This is a genomic window from Mesorhizobium onobrychidis, assembly GCF_024707545.1.
Classification (GTDB): domain Bacteria; phylum Pseudomonadota; class Alphaproteobacteria; order Rhizobiales; family Rhizobiaceae; genus Mesorhizobium; species Mesorhizobium onobrychidis.
Map to the genome: position 1 here is coordinate 4,970,830 of NZ_CP062229.1, position 21,326 is coordinate 4,992,155.

Here is a 21,326-nt window from a genome sequence, read left to right on the forward strand (position 1 = left end):
CTTTTACGAGGAGCACAACACAGAGCTTGGCCACTATTTCCGCATGCTCTACAACCTCGTGGCCTTCGTCGACGCCGCAGTAATCGGCGAATGCCCAGATGCCTACGTTGAAGGTGTATTCGCCCGGGTCGCTTCGTCCTCCCATGCCACTGGGAATACTCTTCAGGCATCGGAAGCGCGGGAGTGCAGTCGCTGGTCGACAGCAACATCATCGAGATGCGAATCCATCGCCGAGACTGAACCCGTCGAAAGACAGATTCACGCACCAAGCCAGTCACACACCGCTGCAGGCAGCGTCTGTAGTGGTGCGAACTTCGATCGAGCCGCTTCCCTGCCGGAGGCCCCGAGGCGGCGTCTGGCAGTTAGCTGACCGCGCGCAGACGTCGAGATCGAACAAAGGCCTTTAGTCCGTCGGAATCCAACGCCTGCCCGAAGGCATAACCCTGCAGTATGTCGCAGCCCAGGCTCTTAAGTATCCGTGCGTGCTCCATCGTCTCGACACCTTCCGCCACGACCTCGATACCAAGGGACTTGCCGATTTCAATGATCGACGAGACGACCTGCCTTCGTTGCGGCGATTTGACAATTGGGATGACCAGCTGGCGATCTATCTTCAGCCGGCGAGGCTGCAGCTTGAGCAAGCTGACTATAGAGGCATAACCAGTACCAAAATCGTCTATTTCTACATCGATGCCGAGTTCTTTTATCTGCTCAACATTCCAGGTAACAAAATCATCATTTTCGTCAAGGAAAATTGACTCAACAAGCTCGAACGAAACCGTTCCTTTCCTAATATTTAGTTTCGTCAGACTCTTTATGAGTTCGTCATCTTGAAGACGCCGTGCCGAAACATTGACTGATACCCGCGGAATGCGAATATTCGCAGCAGACCATGCTTCGAAATCAAAAATAGATTGCTCCAGTATGGTTCGATCGATGATCGAGACGACATTCAGTTCTTCCGCAGTCCTCAGGAAGACATCGGGCGCCAAAATACCCTTCTCCGGGTGTCTCCATCGCGCCAGCGCCTCAACCCCAACAATTTCGAGCGTTTTTGCGTCAAATTGCGGCTGGTAGAAGGGAATGAACTCGTTGCGCTCAAGGCCGCCGAGAATTTCGTCGGCAATCCGTTTTGTGTCGACGATTTCGCTTTGCATCGCCTCAGTGAAGAATTCGTATCGATTGCGCCCACGCCTCTTTGCCCGATAAAGCGCGATGTCAGCGTTAACCAGCAGGTGTTTGGCTTCGATATCTTTTCCGTTATCAGCTGCAATTCCCACGCTCACACCAAAACGGCATCGATGGCCCTTATAGTAGACGGGCTCGCGCATCTGGCTGATGACGCGGTCAGCGAGCAGCGCCAGTTGCTTGATATCGTCATGCACCACACACAGGACGATGAATTCGTCTCCTCCGATGCGAGCGACAAATCCCTCACCATCGACCTTGGATCGGAGGACAGTTGACGCGTGAACAAGCATTGCGTCACCTGCGGCGTGGCCAAGCGTATCGTTGATGTGCTTGAACCGGTCCAGATCTATGTGAAGCAGTGCCGCATACCCGCCGGAGCGCCTGGCGTTGGCTGCGTAATCTTCCAGCACCTGGTCGAGGTAACGCCGGTTGGGCAAACCGGTCAGCGAATCGTGAAGCGCAATGTGCTCTATGCGCGCCTTGGCCAACTCGAGTTCGGCATTTTTCGACTCGGAAAGCTGTTTTGCGCGAACCAGATCCTTGTTCAGCAGGACATCGGCTGTCACATCCCATTCCGCGCCAATCATTTTCGGGGTGTCGTTCGCGACTCGATAGATAATCGCCTTGGATCGAACATGACGAATCTCGCCATCCGAACGAATAATCCGGTACTCCGACAAATATGGTCCGCCGCCGGCCACCGCACTGTCGAAATCTGCGTTGGCGCCAGCCAAATCATGCGGGTGGATTGCTCCCGCCCAGTCCGGGTAGCCGCGGCGCTCCCCGGTTGGTTTGCCGTATATTTCATTGACGCGATCATCCCACGTAAGTTCGTTGGTCGCGAGATCGTGTTCCCAAACGCCAATAGCCGACGCTTCCAGAGCGAGTTCCAGGCGCCTCGACAATCGACGCAGTTCCGCATAGTTGCGCTGTCTCTCGCCAATCAGGCGACCTGTAACCAGGAAGGGGATCACGACCAGCGCCCCGGCCACCGCCATGATTGCGCGCAAGAACCACGCGTTGTCGGGCGTCGAAGGCCAGCCGTTCTTGGGAATGGCTGCGATCCGCCATGAACCGGACGGGAGCAGAATTTCGGCCGTCACCGGATCGCTTTTGACGACGCCCTCATTGCCGAAGAATTGTTCTCCACCTGAACCGAGAGCGTCCTTGCCGATCAGCGCTATGTCAATCCCGAGATCATCGTCAAGCAGGCCGCTCGCCTTATAAAGGCGCTGCACGTCGACAACGGCCGAAATGATGCCCCAGAACCTTTCAGTGTTGCCCGCACGCCGTACAAAGACCGGAATACGACCGACGAAGCCTTGCCCTCCCTGCCTCAAGTTGACGGGACCGGCAAGAATGAGCTTGCGCTCGTCTCGCGCCCTTAGCGCGCCCGCACGCTGCCACTCGTCCTTGCGGTAGTCGAGGCCCATCGCCTTCTCGTTGCCCTTCATCGGGTACATCAGGGAGATAACCAGATCGGGCGCGCCGGCAATGTTCTTCAATTGCGAGTCCCCGCCAAACAGGTTACTCGCGAGCGAGGCGAAGCGTTGCTGCTCCATATAGGGCTCAGTCACGACCGCCGCGACCAGTCCCTGCACGAGTTGAAGGTTTCCGTTGATGTTACCTTCGAGCTTGGCGCGGATAAGATTGACCTTGGCCAGGACATCCGCACGGGCGGCTTGGTCCGAAACGACTTTGTTCTGGTGGTCCGCAAATACTGCGCTAATGGCAATAACCAGAACGGCCATTGCCGCCGGAATATTTGCCGACGAAAAAACAGCCTTCTTAACACCGCCGAACCTAGCGCGGAAAAGAGCCAATAAGCGATTCCTCAGCTGCCAGTCGAATTCTCTGGTCGACCCGACGATGGAATATTAGCTTTCAAGTATTTAATTTTGACCTTCACGGGTCCTAAAACTTTTGCACTTTTCGATCGCTGGCACCGGAGTGCTGGAACGGACCTGCGGCTCCGCTTGATATCTTGGATCTGCTTGCCGTGACCGACGCCAGCTATGGTGTCGAAACTACCGTTCGAGCAATTCTGGGGAGCCTATGGGGGATCGATGGTCCGCCGCTGCGCGACCGCGAAGCGGATCGACATGAAAAAATGCTGACTAGCGGCTTGCTCGCAAGATCGCGGACACGGCGAGCGCCGTTGCACAATTTGAGGCGCCGGATCCGAACATCATCATGCGTAGACCTCGGAAGAACATAACTCCGCAATGACAATGCAAAACTGGATCAATAGCGGGATTAGTGGCCCTCAATCGTCTTGGGAGTAACAAGGTATGGTATCTTGCCGACGCTACGCTTCGTCGCGCCAATGGAATAGGCCATTGGGATCTTGGGAGAGTTCTCAGGCAAGCCGTACATATCCTTGCCGGCCCGCACGGCAAATGAAAAGTGCTGCCACGAAACCGTGTCATGCTCATTGAGAAAATCAAGCGTCAGCCCAGCTGCAATCAACGCGTTCACCACGTCACTGACCGGATGAATCCACTCATAGTAGCGCGGATGTTTCAAGATGCGGTCGTCGCCGGTATAGGTCCGTTCCTCGTTCCACGCGAGGGGTCGAGCTATTGGCGTTCGCCAGTCGTGCTTGAACGCCAGCGCCGCTGCCTTGCGGTCACACTGGAACATCAACGGGTGGCCCTCGGCCAGATAGAGCCGGCCGCCGGGCCGCAGGAGATCGGCAACCACCCTCGCCCAGCGGAACACGTCGTCCAGCCAGTTTACCGAACCCCAGGTAACGTAAGCGATGTCAAAGGTTCGGCCGAGCGCTTCGACTGCCTCGAACAGTGGCGCTTCCACGAAACGTACATCCGTGCCTGCCTTCGCAGCGAAATCCCGTGCCGCCGCGATCGCGGTCGGTGAAAAGTCGAGGCCGGTCACGCTGCCCGCACCCAGATTCTTCAAGCTGATTGTGTCGAGCCCGATATGGCATTGCAAATGGACGATATCCTTGCCGATGATATCACCGACCTCGCGCGTTTCCAGCTCATAGAGATTGGATCCGCCTGCCAGTACATTTTCGATGTGGTAGCTGCCCGTGGTGTCGGTCGAATGCAGTTCGGCCCGATCATCCCAATTTAGGCGGTTCGCACCCAGAAACGGTTCCAAATTGTCCCCCAAGTCCTGCCGCGACCAACATTTGGTAAACAGAACGTTAATATACTTTGCAGCTAAAGGATCGCGCGTCAATCCGAGGCGGGGCCGGTGCACCACCGCTGCAGGCCAGGCTCACCACCGCCCTGGCCAAGGCGGACGTGCCAATCACGTGTCTGTGCAGAACGAGCGCGCAATCAGGACAAGGCTGCTGTCTTGGAGGTGCCGGCTCCTCGCCCTATCAGCCTCGCGACGCGATTTCACGCGGCTGCGTCAAGTCCCTGCGCCGGCACATAGTTGAGTATAGGGCCGAGCCAGCGCTCGACCTCGGCGGGCGGCATGGCCTTGCGGCGCGCGTAATCCTCGACCTGGTCGCGTTCGACCTTGGCCACGCCGAAATAATAGCTTTCGGGATGCGACAGGTAGATGCCGGACACGGAGGAGCCCGGCCACATCGCAAAGCTTTCGGTCAGGCTGACGCCGGCGTTGCGCTCGCCGTCGAGCAGGCGGAACAGCGTCGCTTTCTCGGTGTGGTCGGGCTGCGCCGGATAGCCGGGCGCCGGGCGAATGCCGCGATAGGGTTCGCCGATCAGTTCGTCCGGCGCCAGATCCTCATCCGGCGCATAGGCCCAGAACTCCTTGCGCACGCGTTCGTGCAGACGCTCGGCGAAGGCCTCGGCGAAACGATCGGCCAAGGCCTTGACCATGATCGACGAATAGTCGTCGTTGGCCCGCTCGAAGCGCTCGGCGATCGCTGCTTCCTCGATGCCGGCGGTAACGATGAAGCCGCCGAGATAGTCGGCCCTGCCACTGTCGGCAGGTGCGACGAAATCCGAGAGGGCGACATTCGCCTTGCCGTCGCGCTTGGTCAGCTGCTGGCGCAGCGTGAAAAAGGTCGCCAGCTCCTGCGAGCGCTTATCGTCGGTGAACAGCCTGATGTCGTCGCCGACGGAATTCGCCGGCCAGAAGCCGATGACCCCCTTCGGCGCGAACCATTTTTCCGCGATGATCTTGGCCAGCATCGCCTGGGCGTCCTCGAAGAGCTGGCGTGCCGCCGGTCCTTGCGCCTCGTCGTCGAGGATTTTCGGGTAACGCCCCTTCAGCTCCCAGGTCTGGAAGAACGGCGTCCAATCGATATAGCGCGCGAGCTCGGCCAGATCCCAGCCTTCGAAGACTTTCAGGCCGAGGAAGGACGGCTTCGGCGGCGCGTAGGCCGACCAGTCGATCCTGTGGGCGTTGGCCCGCGCCTTGGCGAGCGGCAAGCGCTGCTTGTCGGCTTCGCTGCGCGCATGCGCATCGGCAACCTTTTTGTACTCGGCACGAACATTGTCGACATAGCCGCCCCTGGTCTCGTTCGACAGCAGTGCCGATACCACCCCGACCGCGCGGCTGGCATCGGTGACGTAGACCGTCTGGCCCCTGATATAGCGCGGATGGATTTTTACCGCCGTATGCACGCGGCTGGTCGTCGCGCCGCCGATCAGCAGCGGAATGTCAAAACCTTCGCGCTCCATCTCGGCGGCCATGTGCACCATCTCATCGAGCGAGGGCGTGATCAGGCCGGATAGGCCGATGATGTCGACCTGCTGCTCGCGCGCCGTCTGCAGGATCTTCGCCGCCGGCACCATGACGCCGAGGTCGATGATCTCGTAATTGTTGCAGGCCAGAACCACGCCGACGATGTTCTTGCCGATGTCGTGCACATCGCCCTTCACCGTCGCCATCAGGATCTTTCCGGCGGTCTGGCGCTCGCCGGTGTCAACACCGTTGGCGGCGTTCGCCAGCTTCTCCGCCTCCATGTGCGGAAGCAGGCCGGCAACGGCCTGCTTCATGACGCGGGCGGATTTCACCACTTGCGGCAGGAACATTTTTCCTGCGCCGAACAGGTCGCCGACGACATTCATTCCTGCCATCAAAGGACCTTCGATGATATGCAGCGGGCGCTCGGCGGCACGTCGTGCTTCGTCCGTGTCCTGGTCGATGAATTCGGTGATGCCGTTGACCAGTGCGTGCGAAATGCGCTGCTCGACCGGCCAGTCGCGCCAGGCGAGATCGCGTTCCTGCGCCTCCTTGCCCGCCGTGCCCTTGAAACGTTCGGCGAGTTCCAGCATGCGTTCGGTCGCCGTGCCGCCGCCCGTCGGCTGACGGTTGTTGACGACATCCTCGCAGGCTTCGCGCAATTCCGGATCGATGGTGTCGTAGACGGCAAGCTGTCCGGCGTTGACGATGCCCATGTCCATGCCGGCCTGGATGGCGTGGTAGAGGAACACGGCATGCATGGCCTCGCGCACCGGCTCGTTGCCGCGGAACGAGAAGGAGAGGTTCGACACGCCGCCCGATATGTGGACGTGCGGAAGCGTGGCGGTGATCTGCCTGGTCGCTTCGATGAAGTCGACGCCGTAATTGTTGTGCTCATCGATGCCGGTGGCGATGGCAAAGATGTTCGGGTCGAAAACGATGTCCTCGGGCGGGAATCCGGCCTGCTCGGTCAAAAGCTTGTAGGCGCGGGTGCAGATTTCGACCTTGCGCGCCTGCGTGTCAGCCTGACCGTCCTCGTCGAAGGCCATGACGACCACCGCAGCGCCATAGGCTCGCACCAGCCTGGCATGATGCAGGAACGCTTCCTCGCCTTCCTTCATGGAAATGGAGTTCACCAGCGGCTTGCCTTGTACGCATTTCAGGCCGGCTTCGATGATCTCCCATTTGGAACTGTCGATCATCACGGGAACGCGGGCGATATCAGGCTCGGCGGCGATCAGGCTGAGATATTCGACCATCGCCTTCTTCGAATCGATCAGGCCTTCGTCCATATTGATGTCGATGATCTGCGCGCCATTCGCGACTTGGTCGCGTGCGACGTCGAGCGCGGCGGCATAGTCGCCCGCCGTGATCAGCTTCCTGAACTTGGCCGAGCCGGTGACATTGGTCCGCTCGCCGGCATTGACGAACGGAATCTCGTCGGTCAGCGTGAACGGCTCGAGTCCCGACAGGCGCATCTTCGGTTCGATGGCGGGAACAGCGCGCGGCGGATATGTCTTCACCGCCTGTGCGATGGCGCGGATGTGATCCGGCGTCGAGCCGCAGCAGCCGCCGACGACATTGACCAGGCCGTCGCGCGCGAAATCCTCGATCTGCGCGGCCATGAATTCCGGGCTCTCATCATAACGGCCGAATTCATTGGGCAGACCGGCATTCGGATAGGCGCAGGTGAAGGTGTCGGCGACGCCTGATATTTCGTCCAGATGCGCGCGCATTGCTTTGGCGCCCAGCGCGCAATTGAGGCCTATCGTGAACGGGTTGGCGTGACGGACCGAATGCCAGAACGCCGTCGGCGTCTGGCCGGACAGCGTGCGGCCGGACAGGTCGGTGATCGTGCCGGAGATCATGACCGGCAGATACACGTCCTTCTCGATGAATATCTCATTGCACGCGAATATCGCCGCCTTGGCGTTCAGCGTATCAAAAATGGTCTCGATCAGGATGATGTCGGCGCCGCCGTCGATGAGACCGCGCAGTTGCTCGCCATAAGCGAGGCGCAATTCGTCGAATGTCACGGCGCGGTAGCCAGGATTGTTGACGTCCGGCGACATCGAGGCGGTGCGGTTGGTCGGCCCCAGCGCGCCGGCCACGAAACGCCGCTTGCCATCCTGCTGCTCAGCCCTCACCGCTGCCCTGCGCACCAGTCGCGCACCGTCGCGGTTCAGCGCGTAGACCGCATCCTCCATGCCGTAATCCGCCTGGGCGATGGAGGTCGAGGAGAAGGTGTTGGTTTCAAGGATGTCCGCCCCGGCGATGGCGTATTGATAGTGAATCTCCTCGATCGCCCTAGGCTGCGTCAGGATCAGCAGGTCGTTGTTGCCCTGCTGATGGCAGGCGCACTCCGCGAATTTGTCGCCACGGAAGTGGCTCTCGTCGAAGCCCATGCCCTGGATCTGCGTGCCCATGGCACCGTCGAGGATGAGGATGCGTTCGCGCGCCGCCGCCGTCAGGGCCGCAAGGACTTCCGAACCGTCGGGCTTAGCCGCGACGGGACCGAACAGGTCGTCGAGCGATGAAGGGTTTTGCGACATTTTCCATCCTCGTGGCGACAGTCGCGCTTAAGTCACATAAAGACATATTTATGTCAATATACGATACTTGTCTGCCGCTGTCACCCCTGCCGCGGGGGAATGCTGCCTGCTGGTGCTACAGCGGCGCTTGCGCTGTCTTCGCCGATGCCGCCGCTCTCAACAACATCCCGACCGCAAGACGCGCGAGCCGGTCGCGGCGACGACGACGGCCAAGATCATCTATCGCGGTTACGAACTGGGTGCGGCCTTCACCTATGTCGGGCTGAAGGCCAATGTGCTCGAGTTCATGCCGCCGCTGACACTGACCGAGGACGAGGTCACTGAGGGCGCGGCGATCGTCGACCAGGCAATCGCCGACGTGAGCGCAGGCAAGGTCTCCGACGCGGATGTCGCTTCGTTCATGATGTGGTAGGCGACCTCTCGCGTCAGGAGAAGATCTCCGCCAGTTCGTCGACGCTGGTGCCTTCCCTAACCTGCCGCAACTCGACATAGCTGACCGCGGTGGCGATCGACATCACCATAGATGTTACACTCGTCACCAATGCGTCCACCACAGCACCCACTATCCCCCCTCCAAACAGTGCGGCTACAGTGCCGAGCGCCAACTCGATGGCAATTGCGATAATGATCAGGATAATGAACAGGCCGAACAGCGCCCAGCGGCTTCCCTTGGTCAGATCGCGGCTGCGCGCCATCGAGCCGAATACGCCGAGCCGCTCTTGCACCAGTGCCGGTACCGCGACCGACCAACGGAGCGCCAACATGATGCCAGGCACGATAAGAAGCATAAAACCGAGGCCCACGCCTAAACCAACCAACAGGGCAATGGCGAACGTCGGCAAGAGAAAGGAGACTGCTTTCGCGATGCAGTCACCGAATGAAGGCTGCTTGCCGTTCAGGTCCTCGATGGTGGCACGCACCAGCGATGACTGGAGCAACAGCGACAGGATGTAGGAAACAAGGCCGGCGCCCATCGTGACGGCGGTATAGCCGAATACCAGGTTCTGCTCGCCGAAAGTGCTCGGGTCGAAGGGGACGGCCGGGTCCTGTCTCAACGCCCAAAGTTGAAAAACAAGAGTCGGCAAACCCGAAAACAATGCCGCAAGTCCTAAGCAAAGCACGGCGTTGCGGCTGATGACAGCAAAGCTGTCGTTGAAAACCCTGCCGATGCGAAACTTGTCCGGTCGTTCCAGTGTCACTGAAGACATGATGTAACCTGTCCAGTCCAGGCCGATCCTGATGCGATGAAGGCGGCCTTGCCGCTATGAAAAGATTTCCGCCAGCTCTTCGACACTGGCGCCTTCCTTCACCTGACGCAATTCGACATAGCTGACCGCCGTGGCTACCGACAGCACCATAGAAACCACGGTCGACAGCATGGCTGCCGCCACATCGGCGACAATTCCGTCTAGCAGGAGAATGATAGCCGCCATCACCGACTGAATGACCATCGTGATGATCATAAGGATAAGGAAAAGACCAAATAGCGCCCAGCGGCTGCCCTTGGTCAGGACGCGGCTGCGCGACATGCTGCCGAGCACACCTAGGCGCTCCTGTATCAGAACCGGAATAGCCACCGACCAACCAAGCCACAATATGATCCCGGGGACCAGCAGAGCTAATGAAGCAAGGCCCGCCCCCAGCACTACGAGCAGGCCGATCCCCAGGGTTGGGAGCAAATATCGGATGGCTATCTGGATGCAGTCGCCAAAGGACGGCCGTTTGCCGTTCAAATCCTCGATCGTCGCCCGCACGAGTGCCGACTGGAGCAGCAGCGACAGGATAAAGGATATTAATCCGGCGGCAATGCCGACGGAAGAATTCCAAAACATCATACTAGGATCGGCCACCGCGGTCGGGTCGCCCAGTGCAGTCCCGCTCAAGGTCGATTCGGTCCAGAGTCGGAGAACTATCGCCGGCAGGCCTGAGAACAGCAGCGCGAGTCCAAGGTACAGACCGATATTGCGGCTGATGACAGCAAAGCTGTCGTTGAAAACCCTGCCGATGCGAAACTTGTCCGGCCGTTCCAATGTCGTTGAAACCATGATGCGTCCCCCGCTTAGTCACCGCATATCGGCTGGTGATCCCCACATTAAATGTGCCAACATTGGAGGTCGGCGTCTAGTCCACTTGCAATTGCCGTTGTGCATTGTCAGTGTCGGCTGGGGAACCACAGGTTGCAGGGGAGCGGTTGGCAGTGGCACAGCCAGGCACAGCGGAAGCCGAATGGCTGGCAAAAGCGCATGAGCAGCTGATCTCGGATAAGTCGATCCAGTTCGACCTGCCGGCCTATGTGCCTTCCCAGCCACCCGACTGGCTGAAGCCGCTGCTTGACCTGTTGTCGTCGCTCGGTCCCTACATGATCTATCTGTTCTGGGGGGCGGTGATATCAGGTGCCGCGATCATCCTGCTCTTGGTCTTCCTCGAGATGAAAGGTGTCGCCTGGCACCTGCCGTGGCAGCGCGCGCGGCGCGACACCGAGGCGGAGGAAGCATGGCGTCCCGACGCCGGCACCGCGCAGATCCTGCTGTCGGAAGCCGACGCGCTGGCCGCGCGGGGCGACTATGACGAAGCGGTCCATCTCCTGCTTCGCCGCAGCGTCGCCGATATTGCCGCCCGGCTGCCGGACTTCCTGCGGCCGTCGCTCACGGCGCGCGACATCGCCGCTGCTGCTTCGGTTCCCGCCAAGCCCCGCGCGGCGTTTACCGAGATCGCACGCATCGTCGAGGCCGCATTGTTCGCACGTCGGCCGGTCGGCGCCGAAGGCTGGCGGGAGGCACGCGGCGCCTATGAGCGTTTCGTCTTCCGGGATGCCTGGACATGAGCGCGACGCTTGTAGAATCAGCGGCACAGGAGCCGTTCAATCGAAGAACGCTGTTCTGGGGCATTTTCGCCAGCCTGCTTGCGGCAGCGGGTTTCTTCCTGCTGTCCACCTATGCTCCCGACTTCCGGCAACCCGGCAACGGCGGCGCCACGCCGCTGTCGAAAAGCGGCGTCGGCTATGCCGGCCTGGCGGAATGGATGCGGCTGACCGGCGAGACGCCGGCCATGGCACGAAACGAGGACGATCTCGGCACCGACATGTTGCTGATCGTCACCATTTCGCCCGAGAGCGATCCCGCGGCGCTCGACCACATTCTCGAACTTCGGCAGGACCAGGATACCCTCTTCGTGCTGCCCAAATGGCAGACCCTGCCGCTGGAGCAGCACGAGGGATGGAACATGAAATTCGGGCGATTGCCCGATGCGGTGGTGAACCAATGGCTCGGCCGGATCGCCAATGCAAAGATCGGCGTCGGCCAAAGCACGATGCAGCAACTCGACATCGAAGGCCGGCTCGTTGCCGCCCCCGACGAATTGCAGTGGGTGGCGGACGAGCGTCCAATCATAGCAGCCGGCAACGAACAGGCTGTGCTCACCGAACTGGACGACAAGCCTTTCTATGTCCTGACCGACCCCGACCTGATCAACAACGCCGCGCTTGGGGATTCCGCCAAGGCGGCAGCCGCGCTCGACCTGATTGCATTGCTGCAACCCGAAAAGGGCCCGGTCATGTTCGATCTCACGCTGCATGGCGCGGGGCGAAAATACGACCTTGCCAAGCTGTTGGTCGAACCGCCGTTTCTGGCGCTGACACTGACGATCCTGGCTGCGGCGGCGCTGGCTTTCCTGCACGGCCTCGGCCGTTTCGGCCCACCGCGCGCCGAATTGCGCGCTATTGCCTTTGGCAAGCGCGCGCTGGTGGATACGACGGCGATGCTGTTGCGGCGCGCCGGGCGGCTCGAGGAACTGGGAGGCCGTTATGCGGCCTTGATCCGGGTACGCGCCGGCGCACTGCTGGGAGCGCCGCATGGGCTGCAGGGAGAAGCGCTCGACCACTGGCTCGATACTCGCGATAAGGACGAGGTCGACGGATTCACCGCGCGTGCGCAAGCCGTCGGCGAGGCGAAAAATCTGACGCAAATGCACGAGGCAGCGGAACAGCTGCACGATTGGACGGCAAGGAGGCTCGGTGAACGTCGATGATGTGAAAGCCCTGGCAACACGGATCAGGGAAGAAGTGGCCAAGGCGATCACCGGGCAGCACGACACGGTCGACCTGATGCTGATCGCCTTGTTCGCCGGCGGGCATATCCTGCTGGAAGGCCCTCCGGGCACGGCCAAGACAATGACCGCGCGTTGCTTCGCCCAGGCTCTGGGTGTCGCCTACGGGCGCATCCAGTTCACGCCGGACCTGATGCCTGGCGATATCGTCGGATCGAACATCTACAATTTCCAGACCGGACAGTTCACGCTGACGCGCGGTCCGATCTTCTGCGACCTTTTGCTTGCCGACGAGATCAACCGCACGCCGCCCAAGACACAGGCAGCACTTCTGGAGGCGATGCAGGAGCATGCGGTCACCTTCGACGGTACCACGCATTCGCTGGGCCGCAACTTCATGGTGGTCGCGACCCAGAACCCGATCGAGCATCAGGGTGTCTATCCCCTGCCCGAGGCGCAACTCGACCGCTTCCTGTTCAAGCACCGGGTCAGCTATCCCGGCCCCGAGGAGGAACGGGCCATCATCATCCACCATGGCGGCGGCTCCGCCTCGCACGACATCGCGCAATACGGCATCAAGGCCCAGGCGGACCGCAAGACACTGGAGAAGGCGCTCGAAACCGTCGGCTCCGTCACCCTTGTCGACGACGTCGTCGGCTACATCGCGGCGCTGGTGCGCGCCACACGCGACACCGCCGATTTGGAGGTTGGCGCCAGTCCACGCGCGGGCGCCATGCTGGCCAGGGCGGCACGGGCGCGGGCGGCGCTGGACGGGCGCGCCTATGTGATCCCCGACGACGTCAAGGCGCTGGCGGTGCCGGCGCTGCGCCATCGCGTCATCCTGTCCCCGGCCGCGCAGATCGATGGTCGGCTGGTCGAGCAGATCGTCTCCGACCTGGTCGATCAGACGGAAGCGCCGCGTTGATCTATCCAAGCGGCCGAGCGGTGTGGACGGCGGCGGCGGGCGCGGTGCCGGCGTTCCTGGTCGCGCTGGCGCTGCCGTCGCTCTGGTATCTCGGATTGTTGTGGATCTGCGTGCTCCTCGCCTTCCTGGCGGTGGACGCCGCGGCAGGACGCGGGCGGGCATCGCTGGACGCCAGCCTCCACGCGCCGCCGCAGGTCGGCGTCGGCGGGCAGTTCACCGTTCATGTCGCCGCCCGTTTTTCAGGCCGGACGCGGGCCCTGGAGGCGCGCGTCGGCCATGATGAGCGCCTGGCGCCGATGGGCGGCACCGGCGGCCCCCTGGCTCCGACCAGCGGCGGCGGATCGCTCGTTCTTCAGTTCCAGGCGCTGCGGCGCGGCATCGCCAGCTTCGATCGTCTGTGGGTGCGCTGGCGCGGGCCGTTCGGACTGGTCTGGAACCAGGCCGTCTTGCCGATGGAAAGCAAGGTGGCAGTGTTGCCCGACGTCCGCAGCGCCCGCGACCAGGCGATCACGCTGCTGCAGCGCGACGCGCTGCCCGACGGGCATGCGCAGCGCCGGGCCGGCCAGGGCCGGGAATTCGAGGCGCTCAAGGACTACCAGCCCGGCATGGGCCGGCGGATGATCGACTGGAAGCGCAGCGCCCGCCACGGCAGGCTTCTGGCGCGCGAATTCCGCATCGAGGAGAACAACAACATCGTGCTGGCGATCGACAGCGGACGCTTGATGTGCGAGCCGGTCGACGGTGTGCCGAAGGTGGACCGGGCGGTGGTGGCCGCCTTGCTGTCGGCATTCGTTGCGCTCAAGGGCGGCGACATGGTCAGCCTGTTCAGCTTCGATGCGCGGCCGCGCGTCACGAGCGGCGCGGTGCGCGGGTCGGCCAGCTTCGCGATGATCCAGAAGCGGGCGGCGGAGATCGACTATTCCAACGAGGAGACCAATTTCACCCTGGCGCTAACCACGCTTGCGGCGCGGCTCGACCGACGCTCGCTGGTGATCATCTTCACCGACTTCGTCGATCCGATCAGCGCGGAATTGATGCTGCGCACCGTCGGTCGGCTCACCGAGCGGCATCTGGTGCTGTTCATGATGATCAGGGATGTCGAGATGGAGAGCTTGGCCGACATGCCGCCTTTGTCCGGCGAGGATGTGGCCCGCGCCGTCGTCGCCGGCGGGCTTTTGCGCGAAAGGCAGGTCGTTATCGGCCGGTTGCGGCTGCTTGGTGCGCATGTGATCGAAGCCGACCATCAAAGGCTGGGGCCGGCGCTGGTCGAGCACTACCTGCAGCTCAAGCGGGAGGATCTGTTGTGAGCGCGCTAGTACCCGGCGATGCGGTACGCGGTGATGCCGTACGCCAGTCGCTGGCCAGCTTCCGCCGGGAGCGCGAGGCCGACTGGAAGGCGTTCGAGGCGCTTCTCGCCCGCGTCGAGAAACGCGCGCCGCGGGCGCTGTCGGAGGAAGAACTGCTGTCGCTGCCGCTGCTCTACCGTTCGGCATTGTCTTCCCTTTCGGTGGCGAGAGCGACATCCCTCGACAGCGCGCTGATCGCTTATCTCGAATCCCTGTCGTTGCGAGGTTACTTCTATCTCTATGGGGCACGCCGCGGACTACGGCAGCGCATAGCCGATTTCTTCCTGCACGACTGGCCCGGCGCCATCCGCGACTTGTGGCGCGAGACGCTGGTGTCGGTGGCGCTGATGTTTGTCGGCATCGGCGCCGGCGCCTGGCTGGTAGCGTCCGACAAGGGCTGGTTCGACGCGATCATCCCGTCGGGCCTGGCGGCCGGCCGTGGCCCCGACGCTTCGGCCGAGCTGCTGCGCAGGATGCTTTATGATGGCGACAATGGCTTTCTCTCAGGCTTTGCCGCCTATCTTTTCACCCACAACGTCCAGGTCGCAATCCTGGCCTTCGCCCTTGGATTTGCCTTCGCCGCGCCGACGGTGCTGCTGATGCTGTTCAACGGCTGCATGCTGGGTGCGCTGTTCCAAGTCTATTGGGCAAAGGGGCTTGGCATGGAACTTGGCGGCTGGCTGGCCATTCACGGCACCACCGAATTGTTCGCCATCGCGCTGGCCGGCGCTGCCGGCATGCGCATCGGCACGCGCATCGCCTTTCCCGGCGAGTTGACCCGCATGACGGCAGCGGCCCATGCCGGACGGGTCGCGGCGACCGCGATGGTCGGCGTTTCGGTCATGCTGCTGTTTGCCGGACTGCTCGAGGGCATCGGCAGGCAGACGATCACCAGCGACGTCACGCGCTATGCCATCGGCGGCGGCATGCTCGCACTGTGGATCGGCTATTTCTACCTGTTCCAGGTGGTGCGGAATGGCGACCGTTAGACACTCCGCGCTGGCGACAATGCGCTCGCTGATCACGCCTGAAGGTGTCGATCTCCAGGTAAAGCTGGCCGACGCCGGCACACGGGCTGCCGCTTTCCTGCTCGATGTCGTGTTTATCGCCACGGCCGCAATCGCGGTCACGATTGTCGCGCTGTTCGGGGTGAGAGGCCTTGGCACCGATGAAATGCAGCCGCTTTTCATCGTCTGGATCATCGCGATCTTTTTTCTGCGCAACGTCTATTTCATCGCCTTCGAGGCGGGCCGGCGCGCGTCGACGCCCGGCAAGCGGATCGTCGGCATCAGGGTGGCTTCGCGCAACGGAGCCGGCCTGTCGGTCGATCAGATCATCGCCCGCAACCTGATGCGCGAGATCGAAGTCTTTCTGCCGCTGTCGATTATCGCCGGACGGAGTGGGATGGGCGTCGCCGATACGCTGACGACAGTTTTCGGACTGGTGTGGGCGCTGCTGTTCGCTCTGTTCCCGCTTTTCAATCGCGACCGGCTGCGGATTGGCGACCTCCTGGCGGGAACCTGGGTCGTCGAAGCGCCGAAGCGCACGCTGATGGAGGATCTGTCGGCAAGACAGGATCCGGTCGCCAAGACTTTTCAGTTCAGCCACGCCCAGCTCGATGCCTATGGCATCGCCGAATTGCACAAGCTGGAGGAAGTGCTTCGCCGCGACGACTATTTCGCGCTGCGGACGGTAGCGGAAACGATCGGACGCAAGATCGGCTCAACGCCGCAGCCGCATGACGCCCGCCCGTTCCTGACGGCCTATTACGGGGATCTCAGGGCGCATCTCGAGCGAAAGCTGCTGCTCGGCAACCGCAGGGCCGACAAGCATCACCGTTAGGGCCGAAAGGCGGCTGCCTTACCCGATCCACTTCTCGTAGTCGGACACCAAGAGGTGCAGCGGCGCGACATCCTCGTCGATGTCCGCGAAGCGGCCGATCGGTTCGCGGAAGACATTGTCGGTGAGATCGTCGTTGACGGTCGACACCTCGCCAATCAGCACATCCTTGCCCTCGGCCCAGAACGCATGCCAGACGCCTGGCAAAAGCGTGACGCTCTCGCCCGGATCGAGCTTCAGCAGCCCGCCCGCCGGCAGCCGGTGGATGGTTCCGTCGACAGGCACCGATACTTCGGCCGTCGGATCGATGCCGCCATCGCGATCGTGCATGAACAGTTCCAGCACCAGCTTGCCGCCACCACGATTGATGATGTCTTCGGCCTTGATGTTGTGGCGATGCATTGGCGACAGCTGATCCTTGCGCGAGATCATGATCTTTTCGGCATAGAGCATGCCCATGCCCTTCTTCATGTCCTCGTAGCGACCGTTGCGAACGGTGAACAGGAAGAGGCCGAGCTCGTCGAACTTGCCCTGGCCGTAGTCGGTGATATCCCAGCCGAGCCGGGAGGAGAAGATGGCCGACGAATCCTGCCGGCGCGCCTTCATCTGTTCCGGGGTCCAATAGGCGAAGCGCGGCATGATGTAGCCGAACGAACGGATGAAGGCATCGGCGTCGCGGATGATATCATTGATGGTGGAGCGTTTCATGGTCGTGGTTTCCTTCCCGTCGGCCTAGGCGATCTCCAAACCGAATAGCCGAACGCCGATGCGGTGTCGACGTAAACCGCATGAGTTGGCCTCATGACATCCGCTTCGATCAAGGTCATAACGGCAACCAGTTTCCTGATGGTGGCATTCCATGCTGAGCATAGACGACCTCGACACGCTGGCGATCCTGATCGATGTCGACCGCGCCGAAGCCAATATCGCGCGGGCGCAGGCCCACGCCGACCGCCAAGGGCTGAAGCTCAGGCCGCATATCAAGACCCACAAACTGCCTTACTGGGCAAAGAAGCAGATCGCAGCCGGTGCGGTCGGCATCACCTGCCAGAAGATCGGTGAAGCCGAGGTGATGGCCGAGGCCGGCCTCACCGACATTTTTCTGCCTTACAACATTCTGGGCAGGGCCAAGCTGGAGCGCCTCAAGGCGCTGCACGGCCGTGTGACGCTGTCGGTGACATCAGACAGCATGGAAACGCTTAACGGACTCGACGCCACCTTCACCGATCGAGGCCAGCCGCTACAGGTACTGGTGGAATGCGACACCGGCATGGGCCGCTGCGGCGTCCAGTCGGCCAGCGAGGCGGTCGCATTGGCCAGAGAGATCGACAAGGCCAAGGGGCTCGCCTTCGGCGGGCTGATGACCTATCCGGCGGCAGGCCGCGCTGCCGAGGCCGAGGCGTGGCTCGACGATGCGCGCAACGCGCTCGCCGCGTCCGGCCTCGCCTGCCAACGCATCTCCAGCGGCGGCACGCCGGATATGTGGCGCTCGAGCGAGGCTTCCGTCGTCACCGAGTACCGCCCCGGCACCTACATCTATCTCGACCGCTACCAGGTCGCCAAGGGCGTCGGAAGCCTCGACGATTGCGCGCTGACGGTGCTGTCGACGGTGGTCAGCCATCCGACGCCGACACGGGCCATCCTCGATGCCGGCAGCAAGGCCTTGTCCAGCGACACGCTGGGGCTGGCCGATTTCGGCGAATTGCTGGGCGTTCCGGGCGCTATCGTCACCAGCCTCAGCGAAGAGCACGGCAACGTCACGCTTTCCGGCGACGCCCGGCTGCGTATCGGCGAGCGCGTGCGCGTCGCGCCCGACCATTGCTGCGTCGTCACCAATCTGTTCGACGAGGTGCATCTGATCGCCGCAGAACGGGTGCTGGAGACGCTGCCGGTGGCGGCGCGCGGCCGCATGGGGTGAGAAGCGGTCCGCGGAGCGGACGGAAAGCCAATTGCTTGGCTTTTCGAGCTTCGAACCCCCCGGGCCTGCGAAGGGCCGGGCAAATCTGAAATTAGTCAAGCTGATTGCCGTTCTGCCTGCCTCGCCGCAACACGGCGCATGGAAATGACCCGGCGACGTCGGATTTCCGTGCGCATCGCCATCAGATGCAGCGCGAAAAACAGCAAGGTAAAGCCCAGAGCCATTACCAGCAACGGCCGCAACAGGCTGGGATCGATGGTCGGCCCGCCGAGCCGGAACACCGAAGCCGGTTGATGCAGCGTGTTCCACCAGTCGACCGAGAATTTGATGATCGGGATGTTGATGAAGCCGACCAAGGTGATGATTGCGGCGGCCCAGGCGGCGCGCGCCGCATCGTCGAGTGCCCGCGTCAGTGCGATGATGCCGAGATACATCAGAAACAGCACGAACACCGACGTCAGCCGCGCGTCCCACACCCACCAGGTGCCCCACATCGGCTTGCCCCAGATCGAACCGGTGATCAGCGCGAGCGCTGTAAAGACGGCGCCGATGGGTGCCGCCGATTTCAGCGCGACGTCGGCCAGCGGATGGCGCCATACCAGCGTGCCCAACGCGAAAACCGCCATCAGCGTGAAACACATCATGGCCAGCCAGGCGAAGGGCACATGGATATACATGATGCGCACGGTGATGCCTTGCTGGAAATCCTCCGGCGCAGTGAAGCTCATATAGAGCCCGGCGGCCAGGATGAGTGTGGCGATGGTCGCAAGCCACGGCACCACCTTGTCGGCCAAACCGACAAACCGCGTCGGGTTGGCGAAATCCATCCACCCGCTGAGGCGTGAAGTCAGGTCACTCATGCGGCTTTACATAAACCGACGACGCGTTTGGGGCAATCGAGTGGCGGTGTCGCAGGTGGGGCGTTCCCTTCTCCCCCTGTGGGAGAAGGTGGATTGGCGCGCAGCGCCAAGACGGTTGAGGGGTGCTGGACGGAGCGAGGCCGGCGCCAAGCTGGAACACCCCTCATCCGACCGAGCTTCGCTCGGCCACCTTCTCCCACAAGGGGAGAAGGGCGAGCCTGGCCGCTCAGGCGGCCTCGTCCGTGATGGTGCGGCTGAGGCGGCGGACTTCCTCGTCGTTGAGCAGGCCGCCGGCGCGCAGCAGGCTGGCGAAGCGGCCATTGCGCATCGACAATTCGGCGAACCCACCCATTTCGACCACCTTGCCCTTGTCCATGAACACGACCAGATCGGCATCGCGAACGGTGGTCAGGCGGTGGGCGATGATGAAGGTGGTGCGGCCGCGACGCAATTCGTCGATCGCTTCCTTGACGCGGTCTTCCGTCTCGACGTCAAGCGCGCTGGTCGCTTCATCGAGCACCAGGATGGGCGAATCCTTCAGAACGGCGCGCGCGATCGCGATACGCTGGCGCTCGCCGCCCGAAAGCTGTCCGCCGCGTTCGCCGACGACCGTATCGTAGCCGTTGCTCTTCGACAGGATGAAATCCTGCGCGGCAGCGGCGTTGGCGGCGGCGTGGACCTCATCATAGGTCGCCTCGGCGCGCCCGACCCGGATATTGTCCTCGATCGAGCGGTTGAGCAGGCCCGCATCCTGGAAAACGGTGGCGATCGAGTGGCGCAGCGACTTGCGGGTCACCGTGCGGGTATCGATGCCATCGATCAGGATACGGCCGCTCGACGGCGCAAAGACGCGCTGCAAAAGATTGATGAGCGTGGTCTTGCCTGCGCCCGTCGGACCGACGATGGCCACGGTCTGGCCGGCATGGACCTCGAATGACACGTCGTTCACGCCCTGCCCCGAATTGGCGAATTCGAAGCTGACGTTTTCAAAACGCACATGACCAGTGACGTTGACCAGGTCACGCAACCCGTCCGGCTCGGCGGCGTCGGCCGCGGAGTCCTCAAGGCGATAAAATTCCTCGAGCTTGGCCCTGGCTTCCGAAATCTGGTTGGCGAAGGCCGACATCTGGTCGAGCCGGGCAATCAGCAGCGTGGCAAAGCCGGTAAAGGCGATGACGTCACCGATACGCAATTGGCCATGCATGACCAGATAGGAGCCGATCAACAGCACGACCATCATCGAAATGGTCGACGACAGGCGGTGCAGAGCGTTGGCCAGTGCCCACCAGTCGAGCACCGGATACTGGGCATCAAGCAGATTCTTGACATAACGCTTCAAGGCGTCGGTCTCGTGGCCGATGCGATTGTAGCTCTGCAGCACGGCGACATTGCTGACCGAGTCGCTCACATGTGCGAACACTTGGTGAAAGTGCCGTTCCACGGACGCCTGGCCTTCCCTGGTACGACGCATCACCAGCCGCCCGATCCCGACGTACAGCGCGCCCAGCGCCAGCAGGACCATCGACATGCGAATATCCATGCTGAGCGCCGTCGGCACCAGCAGAACCAGTGCGACAACGGTGGACAAATGCTGCCTCATGAACTCGAGCCAGAGACTGAACAAGGTCTCGACCGCGCGCAGAAGCGTATGCAGGGAATTGGAGGTGCCGCGCTGATGATGCCAAGCAAGCGGCATGGTGATCACGCGCTCGAATGACTGGCAAAGCACCTCGCTGCGCCGTGCATGGGCAAAGCGGTCAGCGCCGCGCGCCACCAGAACGAAGGCGACGACGTTGAAGACGCCGATACCGGCCCATACGGCGAGCGTCGAAAAGACCGAGCCGCCGTCCGAAATAGCATCGATCACCCGTCCGAACATGATCGGCTCAAGGATGGCGATAATGGCAAGCGCGACATTCGCTCCGCAGATAAACGCTACGCGTTTCCTGTCGGCGGCGAGATAACCAAGCGCTCTCCAGTAGATCTGCAGAAGGGACACTTCAGCTACTCCGGCAAATTGTTATT

At 61.9% G+C, this 21,326-nt stretch carries 16 protein-coding genes; 8 read left to right on the plus strand and 8 right to left on the minus strand.

Going from position 1 to position 21,326, the window contains the following annotated elements; all coding sequences use genetic code 11:
• Positions 1–362: 362 nt before the first annotated feature.
• From IHQ72_RS24780 to metH, 3 genes are all read right to left on the minus strand, one after another.
• On the minus strand, positions 363–2,942 hold the full coding sequence (locus IHQ72_RS24780) for a bifunctional diguanylate cyclase/phosphodiesterase (RefSeq protein ID WP_258123925.1): 2,580 nt from the start codon (positions 2,940–2,942) through the stop codon (positions 363–365).
• A 505-nt stretch (positions 2,943–3,447) separates the two neighbouring features.
• Positions 3,448–4,314: a class I SAM-dependent methyltransferase gene (locus tag IHQ72_RS24785; RefSeq protein WP_258117897.1), complete on the minus strand. Its 867-nt coding sequence runs from the start codon at positions 4,312–4,314 to the stop codon at positions 3,448–3,450.
• Between the two features lie 245 nt (positions 4,315–4,559).
• Positions 4,560–8,369 (minus strand): methionine synthase, encoded by a 3,810-nt coding sequence (metH, locus tag IHQ72_RS24790; RefSeq protein WP_258117898.1) that lies wholly within the window; start codon positions 8,367–8,369, stop codon positions 4,560–4,562.
• Positions 8,370–8,481: 112 nt separating this feature from the next.
• Between metH and IHQ72_RS24795 the strand changes: the two genes are divergently transcribed.
• Entirely contained in the window at positions 8,482–8,781 is a 300-nt protein-coding gene (locus IHQ72_RS24795) for a hypothetical protein (RefSeq protein ID WP_258117900.1), read from the plus strand.
• A 13-nt stretch (positions 8,782–8,794) separates the two neighbouring features.
• On the opposite strand, the gene IHQ72_RS24800 is transcribed toward IHQ72_RS24795, so the two are convergent.
• Together IHQ72_RS24800 and IHQ72_RS24805 are read right to left on the minus strand one after the other, a co-directional pair.
• Complete coding sequence (locus IHQ72_RS24800; RefSeq protein WP_258117902.1) at positions 8,795–9,577, minus strand: hypothetical protein; 783 nt, start codon at positions 9,575–9,577, stop codon at positions 8,795–8,797.
• Positions 9,578–9,631: 54 nt separating this feature from the next.
• Positions 9,632–10,414, minus strand: a complete 783-nt coding sequence (locus tag IHQ72_RS24805; RefSeq protein ID WP_258117904.1) for a hypothetical protein — start codon at positions 10,412–10,414, stop codon at positions 9,632–9,634.
• Between the two features lie 152 nt (positions 10,415–10,566).
• Between IHQ72_RS24805 and IHQ72_RS24810 the strand changes: the two genes are divergently transcribed.
• The 6 genes from IHQ72_RS24810 to IHQ72_RS24835 are packed head-to-tail and all read left to right on the plus strand — an operon-like array spanning position 10,567 to position 16,526.
• The gene (locus tag IHQ72_RS24810; RefSeq protein ID WP_258117905.1) at positions 10,567–11,193 is read left to right on the plus strand and encodes a DUF4129 domain-containing protein; all 627 of its coding nucleotides are present in this window, start codon (positions 10,567–10,569) and stop codon (positions 11,191–11,193) included.
• Positions 11,190–12,395 carry a DUF4350 domain-containing protein gene (locus IHQ72_RS24815; RefSeq protein ID WP_258117906.1) on the plus strand — a complete coding sequence of 402 codons (1,206 nt, stop codon included), beginning with the start codon at positions 11,190–11,192 and terminating at the stop codon, positions 12,393–12,395. The genes IHQ72_RS24810 and IHQ72_RS24815 overlap by 4 nt, the downstream gene beginning before the upstream one ends.
• Positions 12,382–13,338 carry an AAA family ATPase gene (locus IHQ72_RS24820; protein ID WP_258117908.1) on the plus strand — a complete coding sequence of 319 codons (957 nt, stop codon included), beginning with the start codon at positions 12,382–12,384 and terminating at the stop codon, positions 13,336–13,338. Before IHQ72_RS24815 ends, IHQ72_RS24820 begins: the two co-directional genes overlap by 14 nt.
• Positions 13,335–14,645 (plus strand): DUF58 domain-containing protein, encoded by a 1,311-nt coding sequence (locus IHQ72_RS24825; RefSeq protein WP_258117910.1) that lies wholly within the window; start codon positions 13,335–13,337, stop codon positions 14,643–14,645. Before IHQ72_RS24820 ends, IHQ72_RS24825 begins: the two co-directional genes overlap by 4 nt.
• Positions 14,642–15,673: a stage II sporulation protein M gene (locus tag IHQ72_RS24830; RefSeq protein ID WP_258117912.1), complete on the plus strand. Its 1,032-nt coding sequence runs from the start codon at positions 14,642–14,644 to the stop codon at positions 15,671–15,673. The genes IHQ72_RS24825 and IHQ72_RS24830 overlap by 4 nt, the downstream gene beginning before the upstream one ends.
• Positions 15,660–16,526 carry an RDD family protein gene (locus tag IHQ72_RS24835; protein ID WP_258117913.1) on the plus strand — a complete coding sequence of 289 codons (867 nt, stop codon included), beginning with the start codon at positions 15,660–15,662 and terminating at the stop codon, positions 16,524–16,526. Before IHQ72_RS24830 ends, IHQ72_RS24835 begins: the two co-directional genes overlap by 14 nt.
• 18 nt (positions 16,527–16,544) lie before the next feature.
• Here the strand turns inward: IHQ72_RS24835 and IHQ72_RS24840 are convergent, their stop codons facing one another.
• Positions 16,545–17,231 carry a D-lyxose/D-mannose family sugar isomerase gene (locus tag IHQ72_RS24840; RefSeq protein WP_258117914.1) on the minus strand — a complete coding sequence of 229 codons (687 nt, stop codon included), beginning with the start codon at positions 17,229–17,231 and terminating at the stop codon, positions 16,545–16,547.
• Positions 17,232–17,382: 151 nt separating this feature from the next.
• Here IHQ72_RS24840 and IHQ72_RS24845 point away from each other — a divergent pair, with 151 nt between their 5' ends.
• Complete coding sequence (locus IHQ72_RS24845) at positions 17,383–18,441, plus strand: D-TA family PLP-dependent enzyme (protein ID WP_258117916.1); 1,059 nt, start codon at positions 17,383–17,385, stop codon at positions 18,439–18,441.
• A 95-nt stretch (positions 18,442–18,536) separates the two neighbouring features.
• Here the strand turns inward: IHQ72_RS24845 and IHQ72_RS24850 are convergent, their stop codons facing one another.
• Positions 18,537–19,301: a heme ABC transporter permease gene (locus IHQ72_RS24850; protein WP_258117917.1), complete on the minus strand. Its 765-nt coding sequence runs from the start codon at positions 19,299–19,301 to the stop codon at positions 18,537–18,539.
• Positions 19,302–19,527: 226 nt separating this feature from the next.
• Positions 19,528–21,300, minus strand: a complete 1,773-nt coding sequence (locus IHQ72_RS24855; protein ID WP_258117918.1) for a glucan ABC transporter ATP-binding protein/ permease — start codon at positions 21,298–21,300, stop codon at positions 19,528–19,530.
• Between the last annotated feature and the right edge of the window lie 26 nt (positions 21,301–21,326).

Excerpts from the sequence above, each read along its gene's own strand:
- IHQ72_RS24780 (WP_258123925.1), bottom strand. The coding sequence starts at position 2,942 with ATGGCCGTTCTGGTTATTGCCATTAGCGCAGTATTTGCGGACCACCAG.
- metH (WP_258117898.1), bottom strand. The coding sequence starts at position 8,369 with ATGTCGCAAAACCCTTCATCGCTCGACGACCTGTTCGGTCCCGTCGCG.
- IHQ72_RS24800 (WP_258117902.1), bottom strand. The coding sequence starts at position 9,577 with ATGTCTTCAGTGACACTGGAACGACCGGACAAGTTTCGCATCGGCAGG.
- IHQ72_RS24805 (WP_258117904.1), bottom strand. The coding sequence starts at position 10,414 with ATGGTTTCAACGACATTGGAACGGCCGGACAAGTTTCGCATCGGCAGG.
- IHQ72_RS24815 (WP_258117906.1), top strand. The coding sequence starts at position 11,190 with ATGAGCGCGACGCTTGTAGAATCAGCGGCACAGGAGCCGTTCAATCGA.
- IHQ72_RS24835 (WP_258117913.1), top strand. The coding sequence starts at position 15,660 with ATGGCGACCGTTAGACACTCCGCGCTGGCGACAATGCGCTCGCTGATC.
- IHQ72_RS24840 (WP_258117914.1), bottom strand. The coding sequence starts at position 17,231 with ATGAAACGCTCCACCATCAATGATATCATCCGCGACGCCGATGCCTTC.
- IHQ72_RS24845 (WP_258117916.1), top strand. The coding sequence starts at position 17,383 with ATGCTGAGCATAGACGACCTCGACACGCTGGCGATCCTGATCGATGTC.
- IHQ72_RS24850 (WP_258117917.1), bottom strand. The coding sequence starts at position 19,301 with ATGAGTGACCTGACTTCACGCCTCAGCGGGTGGATGGATTTCGCCAAC.